This window comes from Bartonella pachyuromydis (genome assembly GCF_039543065.1).
Taxonomy (GTDB): domain Bacteria; phylum Pseudomonadota; class Alphaproteobacteria; order Rhizobiales; family Rhizobiaceae; genus Bartonella; species Bartonella pachyuromydis.
The window spans coordinates 397,264-414,795 of record NZ_BAABJA010000001.1; the positions used below are offsets into that span (position 1 = coordinate 397,264).

The following is a 17,532-nucleotide window of genomic DNA, read 5'->3' on the forward strand; positions in this document are numbered from 1 at the left end:
TTATAGAAGCTGTAATAATTATATTCGTACGATTGAATACAGAGAGCATGAGAATTTTGAAAAGATTTCATACTGTGTTAGAATAGAATCATAAAAGAATATAAATAAAAATCTGGAGAATAATCAAAAAACTTAATGAAAGCTATTTCGATGACAATTATTGGTGCCGGTTCTTTTGGCACGGCATTAGCGATAGCTTTGGCCCGTAATGGTCATCGTGTTTTACTTTGGGGGCATAATCCTCAACATATTAAAGAATTACGGAAATATCGCTGCAACCAAGCATTTTTACCCAATATTCAATTTCCTGAAAATCTATCTCCTGAAGTTTCGCTTGAAACTGCAATAACTGCAAACCATGATATATTAATCGCTGTTCCAAGCCATGTATTTCATCAGGTATTATACAATATCCAACCTTATTTAGATCAACATTCACGTATTATTTGGGTAACGAAGGGTTTGGAACATGGTACAGGACGTCTCTTACAAGAAGTTGCTCGTGAAATTTTAGGAGATAAAATTCCTTTAGCTGTTTTTTCTGGACCAACTTTTGCTAAGGAGCTTGCTATTGGTTTGCCTACAGCAATTACAGTAGCAGCTTCTGATGCTAAATTTAGTAAAGAATTACAGCAACTTTTCCATTGTGATAAAAGTTTTAGAGTTTATAAAAGTTCTGATATGATCGGTGTTCAATTAGGTGGAGCAGTCAAAAATGTTATTGCTATTGGTGCAGGAATATCAGATGGTATGGGATTTGGGGCAAATGCTCGAATAGCGCTCATCACACGAGGATTAGCGGAAATTAGTCGTTTGGGTGTTGCTATGGGTGCTAAACTTTCCACATTTATGGGGATGACAGGCTTAGGTGATCTGGTTTTGACATGTACTGATAATCAATCGCGCAATCGCCGTTTTGGTATGCTGCTTGGTCAAGGAATGAATATAAAAGAAGCAGAAAGACAGGTTGGCCAAGTTGTGGAAGGTTATTTAAATACGAAAGAAGTGCACGCATTAGCGCAACGTATCAGAGTAGAAATGCCCATTACAGAGCAAATCTATCAAGTCTTATTTTGTGATAAAAGTGTAGTCGAAGCAACCAATACATTATTGAGTCGAGCACTCAAAGATGAAATACATGATACAAAATGTTTTTAAGCTATTCAAACAGATGAGAGATATGGTGATAATATAACAGCAATTTTGCAGTGTATTATGCTGACCATGAGACAAAACAAGAACACTCTCCAAATGAGATGGCTAGAGGGGCAAGTCTCTCCTATACGATATAATAACTTAAGCATGACAATATAGGTTAATCATCAAAAAACTTAACTGCTGCTTAAATCATATCTTTACAAAATAAGCTATTTTCTCCCATTATAGATCTTACAGACGATAAGAAAGCACTTCACATATTTTAATAAAACTATGCAAAGGGTCCTTTTCGCACTTTGACCAAGCACTATGAAGATCTATTCTCCTCGTGTTTCCTCACTTTGTTTTAATTCTTCAAGGGTTGGCATAGACATAATATTATAGCCTGAATCAACATAATGAATTTCACCCGTAACGCCTGATGATAAATCAGAGAGGAGATAAAGAGCAGATTTTCCAATTTCGTGAATATTTACAGTGCGACGCAATGGTGCATTACGACGTTGATAGGAAAAAATCGCACGTGCAGCTGCAATGCCATTGCCCGCTAAAGTTCTCACAGGTCCAGCTGAAATTGCATTAACACGAATATTTTGAGGACCAAAATCCGCAGCTAAATAACGTACCATAGCTTCTAAAGCGGCTTTAGCCACACCCATAATATTATAATTAGGAACCACTTGTTGTGAAGCTCCATAGGTCAGTGTCAAAAGTGCACCTCCATGAGGCATAAGCTTACCAGCGCGCTGAGCGATTTCAGTAAAAGAATAAGCTGAAATAACCATTGTACGCTTAAAGTTCTCGCGTGTTGTTACATCTACATAACGCCCTTTTAATTGATTCTTATCTGAAAAGCCGATGGCATGAACAATGAAATCAATCGTTTTCCATTCTTTTTCAAGATGCTCAAAGACACGATCAACATTTTCAATTTTTTCAACATCGCATTCAAGCAATAATTTACAACCAAGTTGTTCCGCTAAAGGTTGAACACGTTTTCCGAAGGCCTCTCCTTGATAGGTAAATGCCAATTCAGCTCCTTCTTTTGCGAGTTGGCATGCAATGCCCCATGCAATCGAATGGTCATTTGCAACCCCCATAATAAGGCCACGTTTGCCCTCCATCAAACCTTTCATATTATTCTCCGTAAGACCGTGCTTTTTTCAACCAGCTAAGAATCCCTATTTATGCATAGCGTTGGAAAATGAGCGTTGCATTGGTACCGCCAAAACCGAATGTATTTGACAATACAGTATTAAGTTGTTGATGATCACGACGTTCACGAACAATGGGCATATCGGCAAAAGCTGGATCAAGCTCTTCAATATGAGCGCTCTCGCAAATGAAATTATGATTCATCATTAACAATGTATAGATCGCCTCGTGAACCCCCGCTGCTCCCAGAGAGTGACCGGTCAGAGATTTTGTGGCAGCAATTGGTGGGCATTGATCACCTGCTCCAAAGATACGGCGAATTGCTTCTATTTCGGGAGGGTCACCAACAGGTGTGGCTGTTGCATGAGGGTTGATATAATCAATTTTATTCTTTACGGTTGTAAGCGCCATACGCATGCACCGTTCTGCCCCTTCACCAGATGGAGCAACCATGTCATGCCCATCTGATGTCGCACCATATCCAACAATTTCTCCATAGATTTTTGCGCCACGTGCTTTAGCAAGTTCGAGTTCTTCAAGAACCAAAACACCTGCTCCCCCAGCAATAACAAATCCATCACGATTGGCATCATAGGCACGTGAGGCTTTTTCTGGTGTGTCATTATATTTACTAGACATCGCGCCCATAGCATCAAAGAGTACAGACAATGTCCAATCCAAGTCTTCACAACCACCAGCAAAGACGCGGTCCTGTTTGCCATATTGTATTAATTCGTAAGCATTTCCAATACAATGATTAGAGGTCGCACATGCTGAAGAAATTGAATAGTTCACACCTTTAATTTTAAAAAAAGTTGCAAGTGTCGCAGATGCTGTAGAACTCATTGCTTTAGGTACGACAAAAGGACCAACGCGTTTTGGACCTTTTTGCCGTGTAATATCAGCAGCTTCAACGATTGATTGAGTTGAAGCACCTCCAGAGCCCATAATGATACCTGTGCGTTCATTTGATACTTCTTGGAGCTCTAAACCCGCATCAGCAATTGCTTGATCCATAGCGATGTGATTCCAAGCAGTTCCACGTCCATGAAAACGCAAAGCACGTCGATCAACCAATTCTTCTATATCAATATCAGGTTTACCGTAAACTCTGCTACGAAAACCTAATTCAGCATATTGAGGCGCATAAGAAATTCCGGATTTGGTTTCATACAAACTGGTTAAAACTGCCTCTGTATTATTTCCAATTGCGGAGACAATTCCCATTCCAGTTACAACAACGCGACGCATCCATACCTCCTTGTTTCATACAGAATAACAAAATGTCCTGTTAGTGGAAATAATTTCAATCTTCTTTAAATAAGGCAACACGTAAATCATTTGCTTTATAGATAACTTCTCCATCTGCTTTTACCCATCCATCAGCTATTCCTAACACCAAATTCCCACGCCGAATACGTTTAAAATCTATTCCATATTCAAGAAGTTTGGTTTGCGGAGTTACCATACCTGATAATTTTACTTCACCTGTTGATATAGCTCTTCCTTTTCCTGGTTCACCTAACCAACCGAGAAAAAAACCTGTTGATTGCCACATACCATCCAAACCGAGACAACCTGGCATAACTGGATCACCTATAAAGTGACAATCAAAGAACCATAGGTCTGGGGTAATGTCAAATTCAGCGCGCACCATTCCTTTATCGTATTCACCACCAGTTTCACTAATTTGGGTGATTCGATGAATCATCAACATTGGCGGTGCAGGTAATTGTGCATTACCCTTACCAAACATTTCACCGCGAGCACAGCTTAGAAGCTCTTCATAAGTATAGCGAGACTTTTGTTCAGCCATTGTTACTCCATTTATTTGCGTATATTTCGACTTCTGCGCTTTTCCCCAATCTACTTTTAGAGCAAATTTGAAAGAGAGGGAAATGATTTTATATCATTTTTAATGACAAAAACCCTTTTTTATGTATTCTACATACGTGGTTATTTAAAAATGGAATAAAAATTGTATCACACTGTTTCCATTTTTTGTATTTTAATCTTGTTTGAACAGAAATATATTGTGGTTTTAAACATGTCAGTGGACGCAGACAATTTAAGTGTGGATCAAGAACAGCATCCCGTGGAAGATTGTGGGAAGGTTATACGTTATTATTCAATTTCTACATTAGAAAAACGCTTACGTCAAAATGGTTTGCGGCCAACACGTCAGCGGTTAGAACTTGCTTATATGATTTTTTCTCAAGGTAATCGTCATATTGCTGCTGAAGAGCTTTATGAAGAGGCAGTGAGGGCAGGTGTGCCTGTATCTTTGGCAACGGTTTATAATACACTCCATCAATTTACGGAAGCGGGGCTATTACGGATTATTGCCGTAGAAGGATCGAAAACTTGGTTTGATACTAATACGTCGGATCACTATCACTTTTATATAGAAGGTGAAAATCGTATTCTTGATATTCCCTGCGATTTAGGAGAAGCACCTATTATTGGGAATTTGCCTAAACCACCAGAAGGTATGGAAATCTCACATGTTGACTTGATCGTTCGGTTAAAACCGAAAAGCTAATTTGATTACAGAACATGAGAGAGTTCAATCAAGGATAAAAATTAAACTTTATTGATTAAAGATTATCGGTTATTTATTTTTTCATCAGGATAGATCCCCCATAACAGGGATTGAGGAAGCCATCCTCGGACATTATTAATGCTTAATTCGCACCACTGTTCATCACACTGGCGAATATTACCAATGACGTTTGGTTCTACTTCTGCTACAAGTTTTGCGTTGTTTGCGGGATTTTTGCGTAGCATCAGCCTTTTTGTTTTATCTTTTTGCCATGGAATGGTTATAGCAGTCCTTTTTCCAGAAAGAAGCGATTGATAGACCCACCCCTCATCGCCTTCGGAATCACGAATTTTGCGCCATTGATCGTATTCTTGAATAATTTCAATAGGAATCCCCTGTTTTGTGTAGGTAAAGAGAATAGCATAATTGCTTCCTGGTCCGATGCGCACATTCACACGAGTTGGTTTAATGGAAGCAAACCGTGGGAGAGGTAAACCACTTGGTCCTAAATTTTGCCCTGAAGTTTGATTGAGTGTTTGTGCGTGCACAAAGCGAAGGGAATTGAATACAAAAATACCTGCTATGAGGATACATGATGTGAGTACTGAGAATCGAAACCAACGAAAATATTGCACACTTAAACCTTTTTTATTTCTCTATATTGGCAATCTAAGATCTTAGAGAGAGAATTGAGAGCTGATAAAAGCTATGGCATACTGCTAGTTAAAGAGATCTAAACAATCAGGAAATGGTTACAAGAATCATAGAATAAGTTAAGATAAAAATTTAAACTGCCTAACATTTTCTTTATGTATGAGAGGGTCCTTTTAAATCAACAGTGAATTTTCATCCAGTTATAGGATTGAGATAAATATTGAGCGGATTGAAGTGTATACGAGTTGTATAAGCCTTTATAAACAGATTGGGAGTGAAATATTGTGTCTATCTGTTTGATTTATTTCTCAAATGATGAAACAGCTGTATTTGTCTTATGATCAAAAAATTGTTTAATGAGAACTCAATGGAGAAATAAGCATGTAACTTGAAAAGTCGTTTGAGAAGAGCGAAAACATGCAATCAATGAGCCGTTCAAATACAAAACTATTTGCAATATTGAGGATAAACCAAAATGGGAGGGGCTCATTTATAATCTTACAAACGTGAGATGATTTTGGGTGCTAACGTTTCTTACAAGCTTTTTATTTTGGTAATAGAATAATTTGTTTAACGAGCAATGCTGGAGTGTGGTAGCAAACATAGGAGGCTATAAGAACATCTCATGAATTCCCAATTGTCATAAAACACCAAAAGTCATAGAGTTTGATTGTCTCATTGAATGCATGTTAAGGAGAAAAACTGCATGTCCGCTATTTATACCCTCTACGCACTCAATTGTATATTGTCATAGCTAATTCTATAATTCGTGACTTGAACTCATTTAAGAGAACTTGAAAAATGCTGAAGAGCGAGCAGAAAATAACAGAAATCTTAAAAGAATGTAGGTACGAAGAAAAAATAATATTAAGAGGCAGAAAAACATCCTCTATACTATGCGTAATAACAAACAGCCAACCACATCCCACGCAACAACTCTAACATGGCATAATGAAGAGCTAAACACATCCACTCATTATAAAAAAGATTACTCGCTACGGTCTAAACAACGTACCAACACATAATAGCAGATAAACCAAACCAAAAACGATGAAAAGTACTCCCCATCGTACCAAATTATTCAGATATTCTATCCACTGCTATGACTACGGAATTCTATAGAACAAAAAATACTATTTCACCGCAGAAGCTCAACCGTTATTAAACAGCGCCTTCTCTTTGTGCACGCTTACGAGCAAGCTTACGTGTACGACGAACAGCTTCAGCTTTCTCACGAGCACGCTTTTCTGATGGCTTTTCATAATAACCACGCATTTTCATTTCACGGAAGATACCTTCACGCTGCATCTTTTTCTTCAACGCGCGTAGCGCTTGATCAACATTATTATCACGAACGAGTACTTGCACTATTTATCCTGCTTTGTTTCAGTGTCATAAATAATAGAAAAACTTAGCTCCTTTTAAATAAATATCTAAAAGGACACCTATCATACATATATTGTACGTATAATATACATACAATATAAATACGGATACCACATAAAGAAGGTATTTGTCTATATTGTTTTTTTAAATTCTATTCTTTTTGCTGTCGGACACTTTTTATAATGAATGATTGAGTTTACGGATATAAGCTTATGAAAGCCCTTGTATCTGATCATTTTCATCAAGATAAATTTTTTCAGCAACAGGGTGATGTGGTAAGCCAGGCATAGTCATGATATCTCCGCAAATGACAACAATAAAACCTGCACCTGCTAACAGGCGAACTTCACGTACAGGGATTTCAAAATCTACAGGAGCTCCGTATTGAGTAGGATCAGCAGAGAACGAATAGGGTGTTTTAGCCATACAAATAGGATATGTGCCGTAACCTTCTTTTTCCCAAGCTTCCAGCTGTTTGAGAATCGAGGCAGAGATTATAGCTCCACGACCACCATAGATATTTTTTATAATAGCATTAATTTTCTGAACGAGAGAAAGATTATCTTGATATAAAACTTTGAAATGAGAATCTTTTTCTTCAATTAAACTAACAAGTTCTTGTGCAAGTGCTACTGCGCCTTTTCCACCTTGTTGCCAATGTTTGCAGACAACAGCCTTGTGTCCGGTTGTTGCAACTATTTTTTGTAACGTATGTATTTCGGCATCGCTATCAGTATCAAAATGATTAAGTGCAACGACACAAGGAATACCATAGTGCTCCATGTTTTTGATATGTCGTAAAAGGTTATCTGCTCCTTTTTCTAAAGCGGCGATATTTTCTTTGGTCAGGTCATTTTTATTCACACCACCATTCATTTTTAATGCACGAATTGTTGCAACAATCACTATAGCATTCGGGATAATACCTGCTTGGCGACATTTAATATTAAAAAATTTTTCTGCTCCAAGATCGGCTCCAAATCCTGCTTCTGTGACAACATAATCGGCGAGTTTTAAAGCGGTTTTTGTTGCTATAACTGAATTGCAGCCATGAGCAATATTGGCAAAAGGTCCTCCGTGCACGAGAACAGGGTTATTTTCAATTGTTTGTACGAGATTAGGCTGCATGGCATCTTTAAGAAGAACTGTCATTGCTCCTTCTGCGTTGAGATCAGCAACTGTTACAGGTGTTTTATCGTAACGATAAGCAACAATAATTTTTTTGAGCCTTTGCGTGAGATTTTCTAGATTATTGGCAAGGCAAAAAAGTGCCATAATTTCTGATGCAACAGTAATATCAAAGCCTGTTTGGCGAGGGAAACCATTGGTTACTCCACCCAATGAAGTAACAATATCACGCAATGCACGGTCATTCATATCAAGGACTCGTCTCCAAACAATGCGTCGAGGATCGATATTCAGAGGATTTCTCCAGTAGATATGGTTATCTATCATTGCAGCAAGAAGATTATGAGCAGCTGTAATGGCATGAAAATCACCGGTAAAATGTAAATTAAGATCATCCATCGGTACGACTTGGGCATAACCACCTCCAGCAGCACCACCTTTGATCCCAAAACAGGGGCCTAAAGATGGTTCTCTTAAGGCGGCTATGGTTTTTTTTCCGATGAGATTGAGAGCATCATTAAGACCAACCGTTGTTGTTGTTTTTCCTTCTCCGGCAGGTGTTGGATTAATAGCTGTGACAAGAATGAGTTTCCCATCCGGATTTTTATTGAGTGATTTTATGTATGTAGAAGAAATTTTAGCTTTATCATGTCCATAAGGAATGAGATGATCATCTGTAATACCGATTTTTTTGGCAATTTCAGTGATATGTAGCTTATGAGCAGTTCGAGCAATTTCAATATCTGTTTTAGGCATGGAAAAACTCTTTAAACTTGGCTTTTGTTGACATTAAGAGCGTGTGCTATAACTAGGCAAGATAACCTATAGAATAAGAGGGTGCAAGATATCAGAAAAGTCGAAAATACACCACGCAAGAAGCAATACTAGAGTGAAAGAAGTATGATAATTGAAAAGAGTGACTACATTTTTAAGTCTGATATGTTTTTAGAAAGCAGACAGGATTAAAAATAACGCGTTTATATCAAATTTAAACTGTTCATGAGAATATTCTTTTGCATTTTGGGAGATTATGACAATGTATTTTCTTCAATTTTTCTCTATCCTATTAAGAAATAATATTATGGTTCTGAAAGTTCTGTAAAAAAAATTAATGAGATTAAAAAAATGAAGAAAGAATATTTTGTTTTACAGTTTAAGAAATGAAAAAAACTCCAAGGATTTTCATTATTAAGGGGTGAAAATACGTTAAATATACGATGCATCTAAAAACGTCCCGAAAGGAATTCTTGATTCGCAACTATTAAAGAACAAGACAGAACAAGTATGATGCAACCTGATAAAGCTACAAATACATAATAGAAAATAGTTCAATTAAAGAACATTGGTTAAATCATAACACTGAAAAAAATAAGAGTTTATGGAGTGGCGCACCCGAAGAGATTCGAACTCCTGACCCCCAGATTCGTAGTCTGGTGCTCTATCCAGCTGAGCTACGGGTGCATAGATTCCCAATTTCCTATTTTACTTAGGACAAAGGGTTCCTAATCGTTTCATTAAGGAATTGCAAGCAAAACTTGGTGGAAATAAAAATTTTATCTCTTTGCTTATAACATATTTCAGAAAAGGCTGTCATATGTTTTAGGTTTTAGTTGGATTTTCAGATGATTGTTTTTGTGTTGTGTGAACAACGGTATCATTTAAGATGAACGATAGTTAACTTGACCATTTAGTTTACGAAAGATAGTCAAGTGAGGAATGAGATATGTTTTTTGCGGTGGGGGAGTAAGATACGCTACCTGCAATTCGGTTTTGTATAAAACTTGGATATTGCTGTTAAGGACTGTTTCAGACAAATTTGCATATTCATGATACAGCAAGGGTAGATGTATGGAGCTGTTAAAAAAAACCTTTCCATCAGTATTTCTCGTTATAGTTTTAATGGCTACTTATTGGGCAGGCAAACAAAGTTCACAACAACGCATTTCTGTAGTGGATAAAACAATAAGTATATCGCAGAAAAGTTTAAAAATGCCAAGCGGTAGACCGCCAACGCATGTTGTTGTTGATCTTGTGAAAGTTAAAGATTTTTATGAACAGTTAAATGCGCTTGGCAGTGGACAAGCATTGGCTTTTGCGGAATTAAAGCCTTGGTCATCAGGTGTTATTGATAAGGTTTTTGTATCAGCTGGCACGAAAGTACAAGTAGGTGATATTATTGCAAAGCTTGATTCTAAAAAGGAAGAAATAGCGGTTTCAAAAGCAAAGATACAACGTGATAATAGTGCGCTAACACTTTCACGTATTCTTAAATTACGTTCCAGCAAGACAGCAACAGAGGTTCAAGAGATTACTGCTCATTTAGAGCTGGATAACGCAAATTTGACTTTGCGTAATGCTGAATTAGATCTCGATCGGCGAACAATTCGGGCACCAATTAGTGGAATTATTGGAATTTTACCCATTAATGAGGGTAATGCTGTAACCCCTAATACTGTAATAGGTCGTATTGAGAATAGAGAACGTATTTTAGTCGATATATGGGTTCCTGAACGTTACATATCGCATATTCATAAAGGAGATAAAGTAACGGCAATATTAACAGCACAGCCGGATAAAACTTTTGTTGGTTATATTCACGCGATTGATAATGTCATTGATCCAGAAAGCCGTACGCTTCATGTTCAAATTGGAATCAAGAATGAAAAAAATATCTTCATGTCTGGTATGTCTTTTTCTATTGCGTTGCAAATTCATGAAGGTTTCTTTCCTGTTGTGAATCCTCTTGCAGTTCAATGGAACAGCAAAGGATCATTTGTTTGGTGTGTAAGAGAGGGTAAGGTAGAGCCCATTCCAGTATCAATTATTCAGCATAAAGCAGATCAGATATTTGTGAAAGCTCCCTTAAAAAATGGTGATCAAGTTGTCATACAGGGAGTACAAATGCTTCATCCAGGAAGCCAAGTGATTATTGATGATCCCATAACCGATCAACAGCAATTATTAGCACCTCGTGGACAGGATGTATAATGAGTCAAGAATTGAGCACGAAATACCCTCTAACACAGGCCGAGCAAGGTGGTATGATTGCATTATTTATTCGCAGGCCAGTTTTTACCTTTGTTTTGAACACTATGATCATGATTGCAGGGTTTGCTGCATGGTTAAATGTTGATGTACGTGAACTCCCCGATGTTGATACTCCAGTAACAACAATTATGACGGTTTTTTCTGGGGCATCAGCGGAAACGATTGATCGAGAAATTACAAGAGTGATAGAAGATGCTGTTGCTCGTGTTTCAGGTGTTAAAACGATTTCTTCAAGTTCTTCTTTTGGTCGTTCCCGTGTAGAGGTTCATTTTAATGTTGGTGTTGATTTGAATATTGCAGCATCTGATATTCGTGATGCCCTTTCACGTATTGCTTATTCTTTGCCCAAAAATGCTGATTCACCTATGATTATTAAGGCAGATTCGAATGCTGCTGCAATGATGTATTTGGTTGTGACTTCATCAACAATGAATATTGATGATTTAACGACAGTCGTAAATGACCAAGTTGTTGATGCACTATCTGCTGTTGACGGTGTTGGTGATGTGCAGGTCGATAGTGCTGGTACGAAGATTTTTCAGATTGATGTTGATCAAGCAAAGCTTGCTAGCTACGGATTAACTGTAGCAGATATTTCACGTGTACTTGCTGATATGACAACGGATGTACCGGTAGGGTCATTGCGTAATTCTAAGCAAACTTTAATTGTACGTGCTACCGCGCGTTTAACGACATCAGAAGCGTTTGAACAAGTTGTTTTAAAACCACATGTGCATCTTGGTGATGTTGCGCATGTTACTTTATCACCTGATGTGGAAACAGTTATTCTTCGTATCAATGGAAAGACAGGTATTGGGTTGGGAATTGTGCGTAAGGCACAATCCAATGCCCTTAATATTTCGCAAGGCGTTCGAGAAGCTCTTGATCATCTCAAAACTGTTGTTCCTTCTTCTGTGCATATGAGTGTTATTAGTGATGATGCAGTTTTTATTAAGAGTGCACTTCATGAGGTGGAAGTTGCACTGGTTATTGCTATTCTCAGTGTGATCTTAGTTATTTTTCTTTTTCTGAGAGATATTCGTGTAACACTTATTCCCGCTTTATCGATTCCTGTTGCTTTGATTGGTACCATTGCTGCCATTTATCTTGTAGGCTTTTCGTTAAATATTCTCACATTTTTGGGACTTGTTTTGGCAACAGGGCTCGTGGTGGATGATGCAATTGTTGTCCTTGAGAATATTGTTCGGTGGCGTAATATGGGATTAGGTTCTCGGGCAGCAGCAGTATTAGGAACAAGGGAAGTATTTTTTGCTGTTTTAGCAACGACATTGACTTTAGTTGCTGTTTTTGTGCCTATTTCATTTCTGCCTGGGCAAGTCGGGGGGCTTTTTAGAGAATTTGGTTTTGTATTAGCAATTTCTATTCTCCTTTCTTCGATTGTTGCTTTGACGCTTTGCCCCATGTTAGCGTCACGTCTTCTTAAGGGACATATTGAGGGTAATGGAGAAAGAACACATTACTTTGCTTTTCTGGATAAATTAGGCTCTTTTTTTAGCAAATGGTATGCTTATAGTTTGCATAAATGTTTAGAAAGGCCTTGGACAGTTGTTTTCGTTTCGCTTATTTTCGTCTGTCTTTGTGTTGGAGGCTATACGAAATTACAACAAGAATTGACACCAGCAGAAGATAGAGCTCTTATCTTTTTAGTCATTAATGGGCCACAGGGTATTTCAACACAATATCTCAATGAGCAAGTAGAGCAGGTTGAAGCAAGTTTACAACCTTTACGTGATGCTGGAGAGATTGTTAATAGCTATTCTATTGCGGGGATTGGTGGTTCGCCCAATACGGCTTTTTTGGTTTTGTTGCTTTCATCTTGGGACAAACGCTTACGTAGTCAACAAGAGATTGTAGAAGATGTTAATGCAAAGGTAAGACAGTTTCCAGCAGTTTTGGTATTTGCAGCGCAGGGAAATTCTTTAGGTGTGAGAGGAACAGGACAAGGATTACAATTTGCAGTTCTTGGCAATGATTACACAAAATTGCAGCCAATTGCTGATAAGCTTGTGAATGCTCTACAAGCTGATCCGCATTTTATTCGTCCACGTCTTACTGTTGATGCAACGCAACCGCAATTTTTTATTGAAATGAATCGAGAAAAAGCCGCAGATTTAGGGATTGATATCACGAATTTAGGCAATACACTACAAGCAATGCTGGATGGTAAAAAGATCGGTTCCATTTATGTGGATGATCATTCTTATGATGTTAAACTGACATCGCGGAATAATCCTATGAAAAGTCCTTATGATTTGGAAAATATTTTTTTAAAAACAAAAGGCAATCAATATATTCCTTTATCGGTTATTGCGAATTTACATGAAAAAGCTATTGCACCCCAATTAAAACGGGAAAAACGTATGAGTGCTGTTATTTTAAGTGCCAATCTTGCTCCAGGTGTTGTTTTAGGGGATGCTTATCAGACTGTACAAAAAATTGCTGCTCCTTTGTTATCCAAAGGAAACTATGTGGTTCCTTTGGGGGAGGCGGCAACACTTGATGAAACATCTTCCAATTTTATGATTGTATTTGGAATTGCCTTTGTGATTATCCTGTTAGTTTTAGCCGCACAGTTTGAAAGTTTTATTTCAGGATTTATTATCATGGCGACTGTACCATTAGGGATTGGTTGTGCTGTGATTGCTATGTTGTTGAGTGGTGTTAGCCTTAATATTTACAGTCAAATTGGTTTAATTTTATTGATTGGAGTGATGGCTAAAAATGGTATTCTCATTGTTGAGTTTGCGGATCAATTACGAGATCAAGGCAAAACTGTTCGTGAAGCTGTAGAAGAAGCGGCAAATATTCGTCTTCGTCCAGTTTGCATGACAATGATTTGTGCCATTTTAGGAGGAATTCCTCTGGTGTTAGCCAAAGGCGCTGGTGCAGAAGCACGTGTAGCTTTAGGTTGGGTTATTGTTGGTGGTTTGGGTTTAGCAACTATTTTTACGTTGTATGTCACACCGGTTGTTTATCTTTTTCTTGGACATTTTGTAAGACCAAAAGCAGAAGAAGCGATACGTTTAACAAGAGAACTCAGCCAAGTTGAATGATGCATCTGGTAAAAGATTGAGAAGTTTTTTCATGTGTTTTAAAAATGTCGTTTTCGAGTTTTACCTTTTCATTTTTGTGCTTCTTCATTTTGTATGTGAACAGTAAAATTATGAGCAATAAAGGACGGTAGTCACTGTATTATGATGTGTTTTGTATATAAATTTCATTGTCAATAACTGTACGGGATGAATTCATGAAAGATCCTTTGTCACTGCGGAACGAGAAAGCTTTTGAGGAGGCTTTGAAGGCTTTAAGAGAACATGCCGCAAAGGATGGTGTGAGTGACATCCGTAGGCATTTCTTGGAAGATAAACAGCGTTTTTCTCATTTTTCTTTAAGGCTTAATGATCTCCTTTTTGATTTTTCAAAATGTGGCGTAACATTTAAGACATTACAACTTTTAGATGATTTAGCTGTTGCGGCAGATGTATTAGGTAAGCGTGAAGCAATGTTTTCAGGGCAGGCTATTAATACAACAGAAAAGCGCTCAGTTCTTCATATTGCACTACGTCTACCTGCTGATGAAGTTTTCATGTTGGATGGTCGTGATTTGATTCAGGATATTCAAACTGTTCTCCATGATATGGAAAGATTTTCTGAAAGGGTACGTAATGGTAGCTATAAGGGGTACAGTGGTGAAAAGATAACTGATATTGTAAATATTGGTATTGGAGGCTCTGATCTTGGACCGGCGATGGTTACATGTGCTTTAAAACCTTATCATGATGGTCCAAATTGTCACTTTGTTTCTAACGCGGATAGTGCAGATATTTTTGATGTTCTCTCTGTTTTGAAACCAGCAACAACCTTATTTGTCATTGCTTCTAAAACTTTTACAACGGCTGAAACAATGGCAAATGCTCAAGTTGCACGTCAATGGATTCTTTCACATTTAGGGAAAAAAGCTGTTTGTGCGCATTTTGTTGCTGTTTCGAGTGCTCTTGATAAAGTGGAGGAATTTGGTATAGATTCTTCAAGAGTTTTTCGATTTTGGGATTGGGTTGGAGGGCGTTATTCCATTTGGTCAGCTGTTGGTCTTGTTGTGATGTTAGCAATAGGGGGGCATAATTTTCGTCAGTTTCTCCAAGGCGCTCTGCAAATGGATCAACATTTCAAAACAATGCCTTTAGCTAAAAATATTCCTATTCGCTTTGCTCTTTTAGGATTCTGGCATCGTGTTATTTGTGGTTATTCATCACGTGCTATTATTCCTTATGCACAGCGTTTAGCACATTTTCCAGCTTATTTACAGCAACTTGATATGGAATCAAACGGTAAGCAAGTTTCTTTGAATGGCAAGCCATTAAATTTTTCAAGTGGTCCAGTTGTTTGGGGTGATTCAGGGACAAATGGCCAACATGCTTTTTTTCAGCTTCTGCATCAAGGAACAGATGTTATTCCTGTAGAATTTATTTTATTTATAAAAGGGCATGAGAAAAATTTATATTCTATGCACGACATGTTGGTAGCAAACTGCTTAGCGCAGTCAAAGGCCTTAATGAAAGGACGCAGTGTTGAAGATACGCGGCGTATCCTTTTAAAGAATGGCATTAATACGTGTGAAGCGGATAATTTAGCACTTCATAGAAGCTTTGCAGGAAACCGCCCCAGTATTACGTTGGTTCAGGATTTGTTGACACCTTTTGCGCTCGGTCGTCTTATTGCACTTTATGAGCATCGTATTTTTGTCGAAGGTGTTTTGATAAACATTAATTCATTTGATCAATGGGGTGTTGAGCTTGGTAAAGAATTAGCAGATGAACTATTACCAATACTGCGTGGAGAAAATAAAGCAGATAAACGCGATAGCTCAACATTAGGATTGTTAGAACATATTCAGGCAAGACGTGCAAAATAACGCAGAAGGCACTATGCACAACCATCTTTATGCTTACGAGAATGCAAGCCAGCATCATTCTCTTTACCAGCTCAAAATATTGCGATAATCCTTGCATTTAGGTAGTCTACAAAGAGCATTTTTATTTTTTTTAAATAGTTCTTATTTCCCTTGCTTATGGGGCACAAAAAAACAATACTGATTGATTCAAGTTGAATACGTAAATTTCAAATAAGAGAATTTAAAATATTCGAGACTCTTATTCAACATACGAAAAGATAAATTACCATTATAAATCAATAGATTGTTTCAATATAATTTGAGAGTATTTCTTTATTATGTGGAAAAGAGATTTATGAAAAAAGAATGTGTGATAACTCACTATTTTACGTACATTTATTGTTGAGGTATTGTTTGTTAGATTGAATCTTAACAGCAGAAAATTAAAAAACGAGACATCATAAAAATTAAAATCTGTTGATCTTATCACACCAGCTGCTGCTTATATTGGCGGCAAAATCAGGTTAGAGAGACTATGAAGTAGCGATTTCGAGCAATAATTTCGAGCAATAAACGAGTAAAAAAATATCAATAGAGCACACTATGAACGGAAGCATCATAAAATCTTATTGAAATATCCTCTAATAGGTATAGAGTGTCAGGCAACAGCTACTAAATCATGGAGGATTTATGAGTAATATTTCTACTTATCCTGTTACCCCAAACCTACAGTTAGTATATGTATCAAACGTAGAGTATTCTACCGCTTTTTATAAATTCATCTTTAAGAAAGAACCTGTATTCATCTCGCCACGCTATGTTGCATTTTCTTCTTCGGGTGATGCACTCTTTGCCATATGGTCTGGAGGCGATACGCCTGAGGAAAATGTGCCTCGTTTTTCAGAAATCGGTATTATGTTACCTCATGGAGAGGACGTAGATAAACTCTATGCAGAATGGCAAGAGCAAACAACCGTTGAGATAAATGTCTTGAAGGAACCATATACTGACATATTTGGACGTACCTTCCTCATCAAAGATCCCGACGGCCATATTATTCGTGTTTGCCCACTGGATTAAATTGAAGTAGAATTCGGTCAACTTGACTGAATTTTTCAAAATTTCTTTATGCTTTTTAATAACGTATCAGAAATCCAAAAAGTCTTCAGTCAGTTTATGCTCAAAGACACCATAGCATTTTATGCATGCTGCTTTTCAAATGATGTAATTCCTATAATACGATTTCTACTGATGATCTACCATCAAAAATTGCGACCTTTAAAAGAAAAAAGATTCATGAAAGGGGCTTTGAATGACCTTTGAAAGGTCTTTGAAGACCCTTTGAGACCTCCTTAAAAATCATGTGAAACAAAATAAATTGGTACAAAATCTAGTGTCAAAATACACAAAACCCGCTGGCAAGCTACATTGAGCATTCTGGCGGAGAGAGAGGGATTTGAACCCCCGATAGAGTTGCCCCTATGCCGCATTTCGAGTGCGGTGCTTTCAACCACTCAGCCATCTCTCCGTATAAAAGCACAACAAGATT

12 protein-coding genes and 2 tRNA genes are annotated in these 17,532 nt (G+C 37.6%); 6 read left to right on the top strand and 8 right to left on the bottom strand.

Features of this window, described 5'->3' with window-relative positions; genetic code table 11:
- The first annotated feature begins 135 nt into the window (after window positions 1–135).
- Window positions 136–1,158, top strand: a complete 1,023-nt coding sequence (gene gpsA / locus ABD917_RS01675) for an NAD(P)H-dependent glycerol-3-phosphate dehydrogenase (RefSeq protein ID WP_345118346.1) — start codon at window positions 136–138, stop codon at window positions 1,156–1,158.
- A 317-nt stretch (window positions 1,159–1,475) separates the two neighbouring features.
- On the opposite strand, the gene fabI is transcribed toward gpsA, so the two are convergent.
- From fabI to fabA, 3 genes are read right to left on the bottom strand one after another with little or no spacing between them, the layout of a single operon-like run.
- Window positions 1,476–2,294 (bottom strand): enoyl-ACP reductase FabI, encoded by an 819-nt coding sequence (fabI, locus tag ABD917_RS01680; protein ID WP_345118347.1) that lies wholly within the window; start codon window positions 2,292–2,294, stop codon window positions 1,476–1,478.
- A gap of 49 nt (window positions 2,295–2,343) precedes the next feature.
- The gene (fabB, locus tag ABD917_RS01685; RefSeq protein ID WP_345118348.1) at window positions 2,344–3,564 is read right to left on the bottom strand and encodes a beta-ketoacyl-ACP synthase I; all 1,221 of its coding nucleotides are present in this window, start codon (window positions 3,562–3,564) and stop codon (window positions 2,344–2,346) included.
- A 55-nt stretch (window positions 3,565–3,619) separates the two neighbouring features.
- Entirely contained in the window at window positions 3,620–4,129 is a 510-nt protein-coding gene (gene fabA, locus ABD917_RS01690) for a 3-hydroxyacyl-[acyl-carrier-protein] dehydratase FabA (protein WP_345118349.1), read from the bottom strand.
- Between the two features lie 231 nt (window positions 4,130–4,360).
- Between fabA and irrA the strand changes: the two genes are divergently transcribed.
- Complete coding sequence (irrA, locus tag ABD917_RS01695) at window positions 4,361–4,855, top strand: iron response transcriptional regulator IrrA (protein WP_345118350.1); 495 nt, start codon at window positions 4,361–4,363, stop codon at window positions 4,853–4,855.
- A 62-nt stretch (window positions 4,856–4,917) separates the two neighbouring features.
- On the opposite strand, the gene ABD917_RS01700 is transcribed toward irrA, so the two are convergent.
- From ABD917_RS01700 to ABD917_RS01715, 4 genes are all read right to left on the bottom strand, one after another.
- Entirely contained in the window at window positions 4,918–5,490 is a 573-nt protein-coding gene (locus tag ABD917_RS01700) for an SH3 domain-containing protein (protein WP_345118351.1), read from the bottom strand.
- Window positions 5,491–6,670: 1,180 nt separating this feature from the next.
- Complete coding sequence (gene rpsU / locus ABD917_RS01705) at window positions 6,671–6,877, bottom strand: 30S ribosomal protein S21 (protein ID WP_208440757.1); 207 nt, start codon at window positions 6,875–6,877, stop codon at window positions 6,671–6,673.
- A 228-nt stretch (window positions 6,878–7,105) separates the two neighbouring features.
- Complete coding sequence (locus tag ABD917_RS01710) at window positions 7,106–8,779, bottom strand: formate--tetrahydrofolate ligase (RefSeq protein WP_345118352.1); 1,674 nt, start codon at window positions 8,777–8,779, stop codon at window positions 7,106–7,108.
- A 628-nt stretch (window positions 8,780–9,407) separates the two neighbouring features.
- Window positions 9,408–9,484, bottom strand: a tRNA-Arg gene (locus ABD917_RS01715).
- A 387-nt stretch (window positions 9,485–9,871) separates the two neighbouring features.
- Here ABD917_RS01715 and ABD917_RS01720 point away from each other — a divergent pair.
- The 4 genes from ABD917_RS01720 (at window position 9,872) to ABD917_RS01735 (ending at window position 17,063) form a co-directional block, all read left to right on the top strand.
- Entirely contained in the window at window positions 9,872–11,011 is a 1,140-nt protein-coding gene (locus tag ABD917_RS01720) for an efflux RND transporter periplasmic adaptor subunit (protein WP_345118353.1), read from the top strand.
- Window positions 11,011–14,145 (top strand): efflux RND transporter permease subunit, encoded by a 3,135-nt coding sequence (locus ABD917_RS01725; RefSeq protein WP_345118354.1) that lies wholly within the window; start codon window positions 11,011–11,013, stop codon window positions 14,143–14,145. The genes ABD917_RS01720 and ABD917_RS01725 overlap by 1 nt, the downstream gene beginning before the upstream one ends.
- A gap of 194 nt (window positions 14,146–14,339) precedes the next feature.
- Window positions 14,340–16,004, top strand: a complete 1,665-nt coding sequence (gene pgi, locus ABD917_RS01730) for a glucose-6-phosphate isomerase (protein ID WP_345118355.1) — start codon at window positions 14,340–14,342, stop codon at window positions 16,002–16,004.
- A gap of 669 nt (window positions 16,005–16,673) precedes the next feature.
- Entirely contained in the window at window positions 16,674–17,063 is a 390-nt protein-coding gene (locus ABD917_RS01735; RefSeq protein WP_345118356.1) for a VOC family protein, read from the top strand.
- 358 nt (window positions 17,064–17,421) lie between these two features.
- On the opposite strand, the gene ABD917_RS01740 is transcribed toward ABD917_RS01735, so the two are convergent.
- Window positions 17,422–17,511: transfer RNA gene (locus ABD917_RS01740), tRNA-Ser, on the bottom strand.
- Between the last annotated feature and the right edge of the window lie 21 nt (window positions 17,512–17,532).

What these genes read in the sequence shown, in the direction of transcription:
- ABD917_RS01720 (WP_345118353.1), top strand. Translation starts at nt 9,872, where the DNA reads ATGGAGCTGTTAAAAAAAACCTTTCCATCAGTATTTCTCGTTATAGTT.
- ABD917_RS01735 (WP_345118356.1), top strand. Translation starts at nt 16,674, where the DNA reads ATGAGTAATATTTCTACTTATCCTGTTACCCCAAACCTACAGTTAGTA.
- fabB (WP_345118348.1), bottom strand. Translation starts at nt 3,564, where the DNA reads ATGCGTCGCGTTGTTGTAACTGGAATGGGAATTGTCTCCGCAATTGGA.
- gpsA (WP_345118346.1), top strand. Translation starts at nt 136, where the DNA reads ATGAAAGCTATTTCGATGACAATTATTGGTGCCGGTTCTTTTGGCACG.
- pgi (WP_345118355.1), top strand. Translation starts at nt 14,340, where the DNA reads ATGAAAGATCCTTTGTCACTGCGGAACGAGAAAGCTTTTGAGGAGGCT.
- fabA (WP_345118349.1), bottom strand. Translation starts at nt 4,129, where the DNA reads ATGGCTGAACAAAAGTCTCGCTATACTTATGAAGAGCTTCTAAGCTGT.
- fabI (WP_345118347.1), bottom strand. Translation starts at nt 2,294, where the DNA reads ATGAAAGGTTTGATGGAGGGCAAACGTGGCCTTATTATGGGGGTTGCA.
- ABD917_RS01725 (WP_345118354.1), top strand. Translation starts at nt 11,011, where the DNA reads ATGAGTCAAGAATTGAGCACGAAATACCCTCTAACACAGGCCGAGCAA.
- irrA (WP_345118350.1), top strand. Translation starts at nt 4,361, where the DNA reads ATGTCAGTGGACGCAGACAATTTAAGTGTGGATCAAGAACAGCATCCC.
- ABD917_RS01710 (WP_345118352.1), bottom strand. Translation starts at nt 8,779, where the DNA reads ATGCCTAAAACAGATATTGAAATTGCTCGAACTGCTCATAAGCTACAT.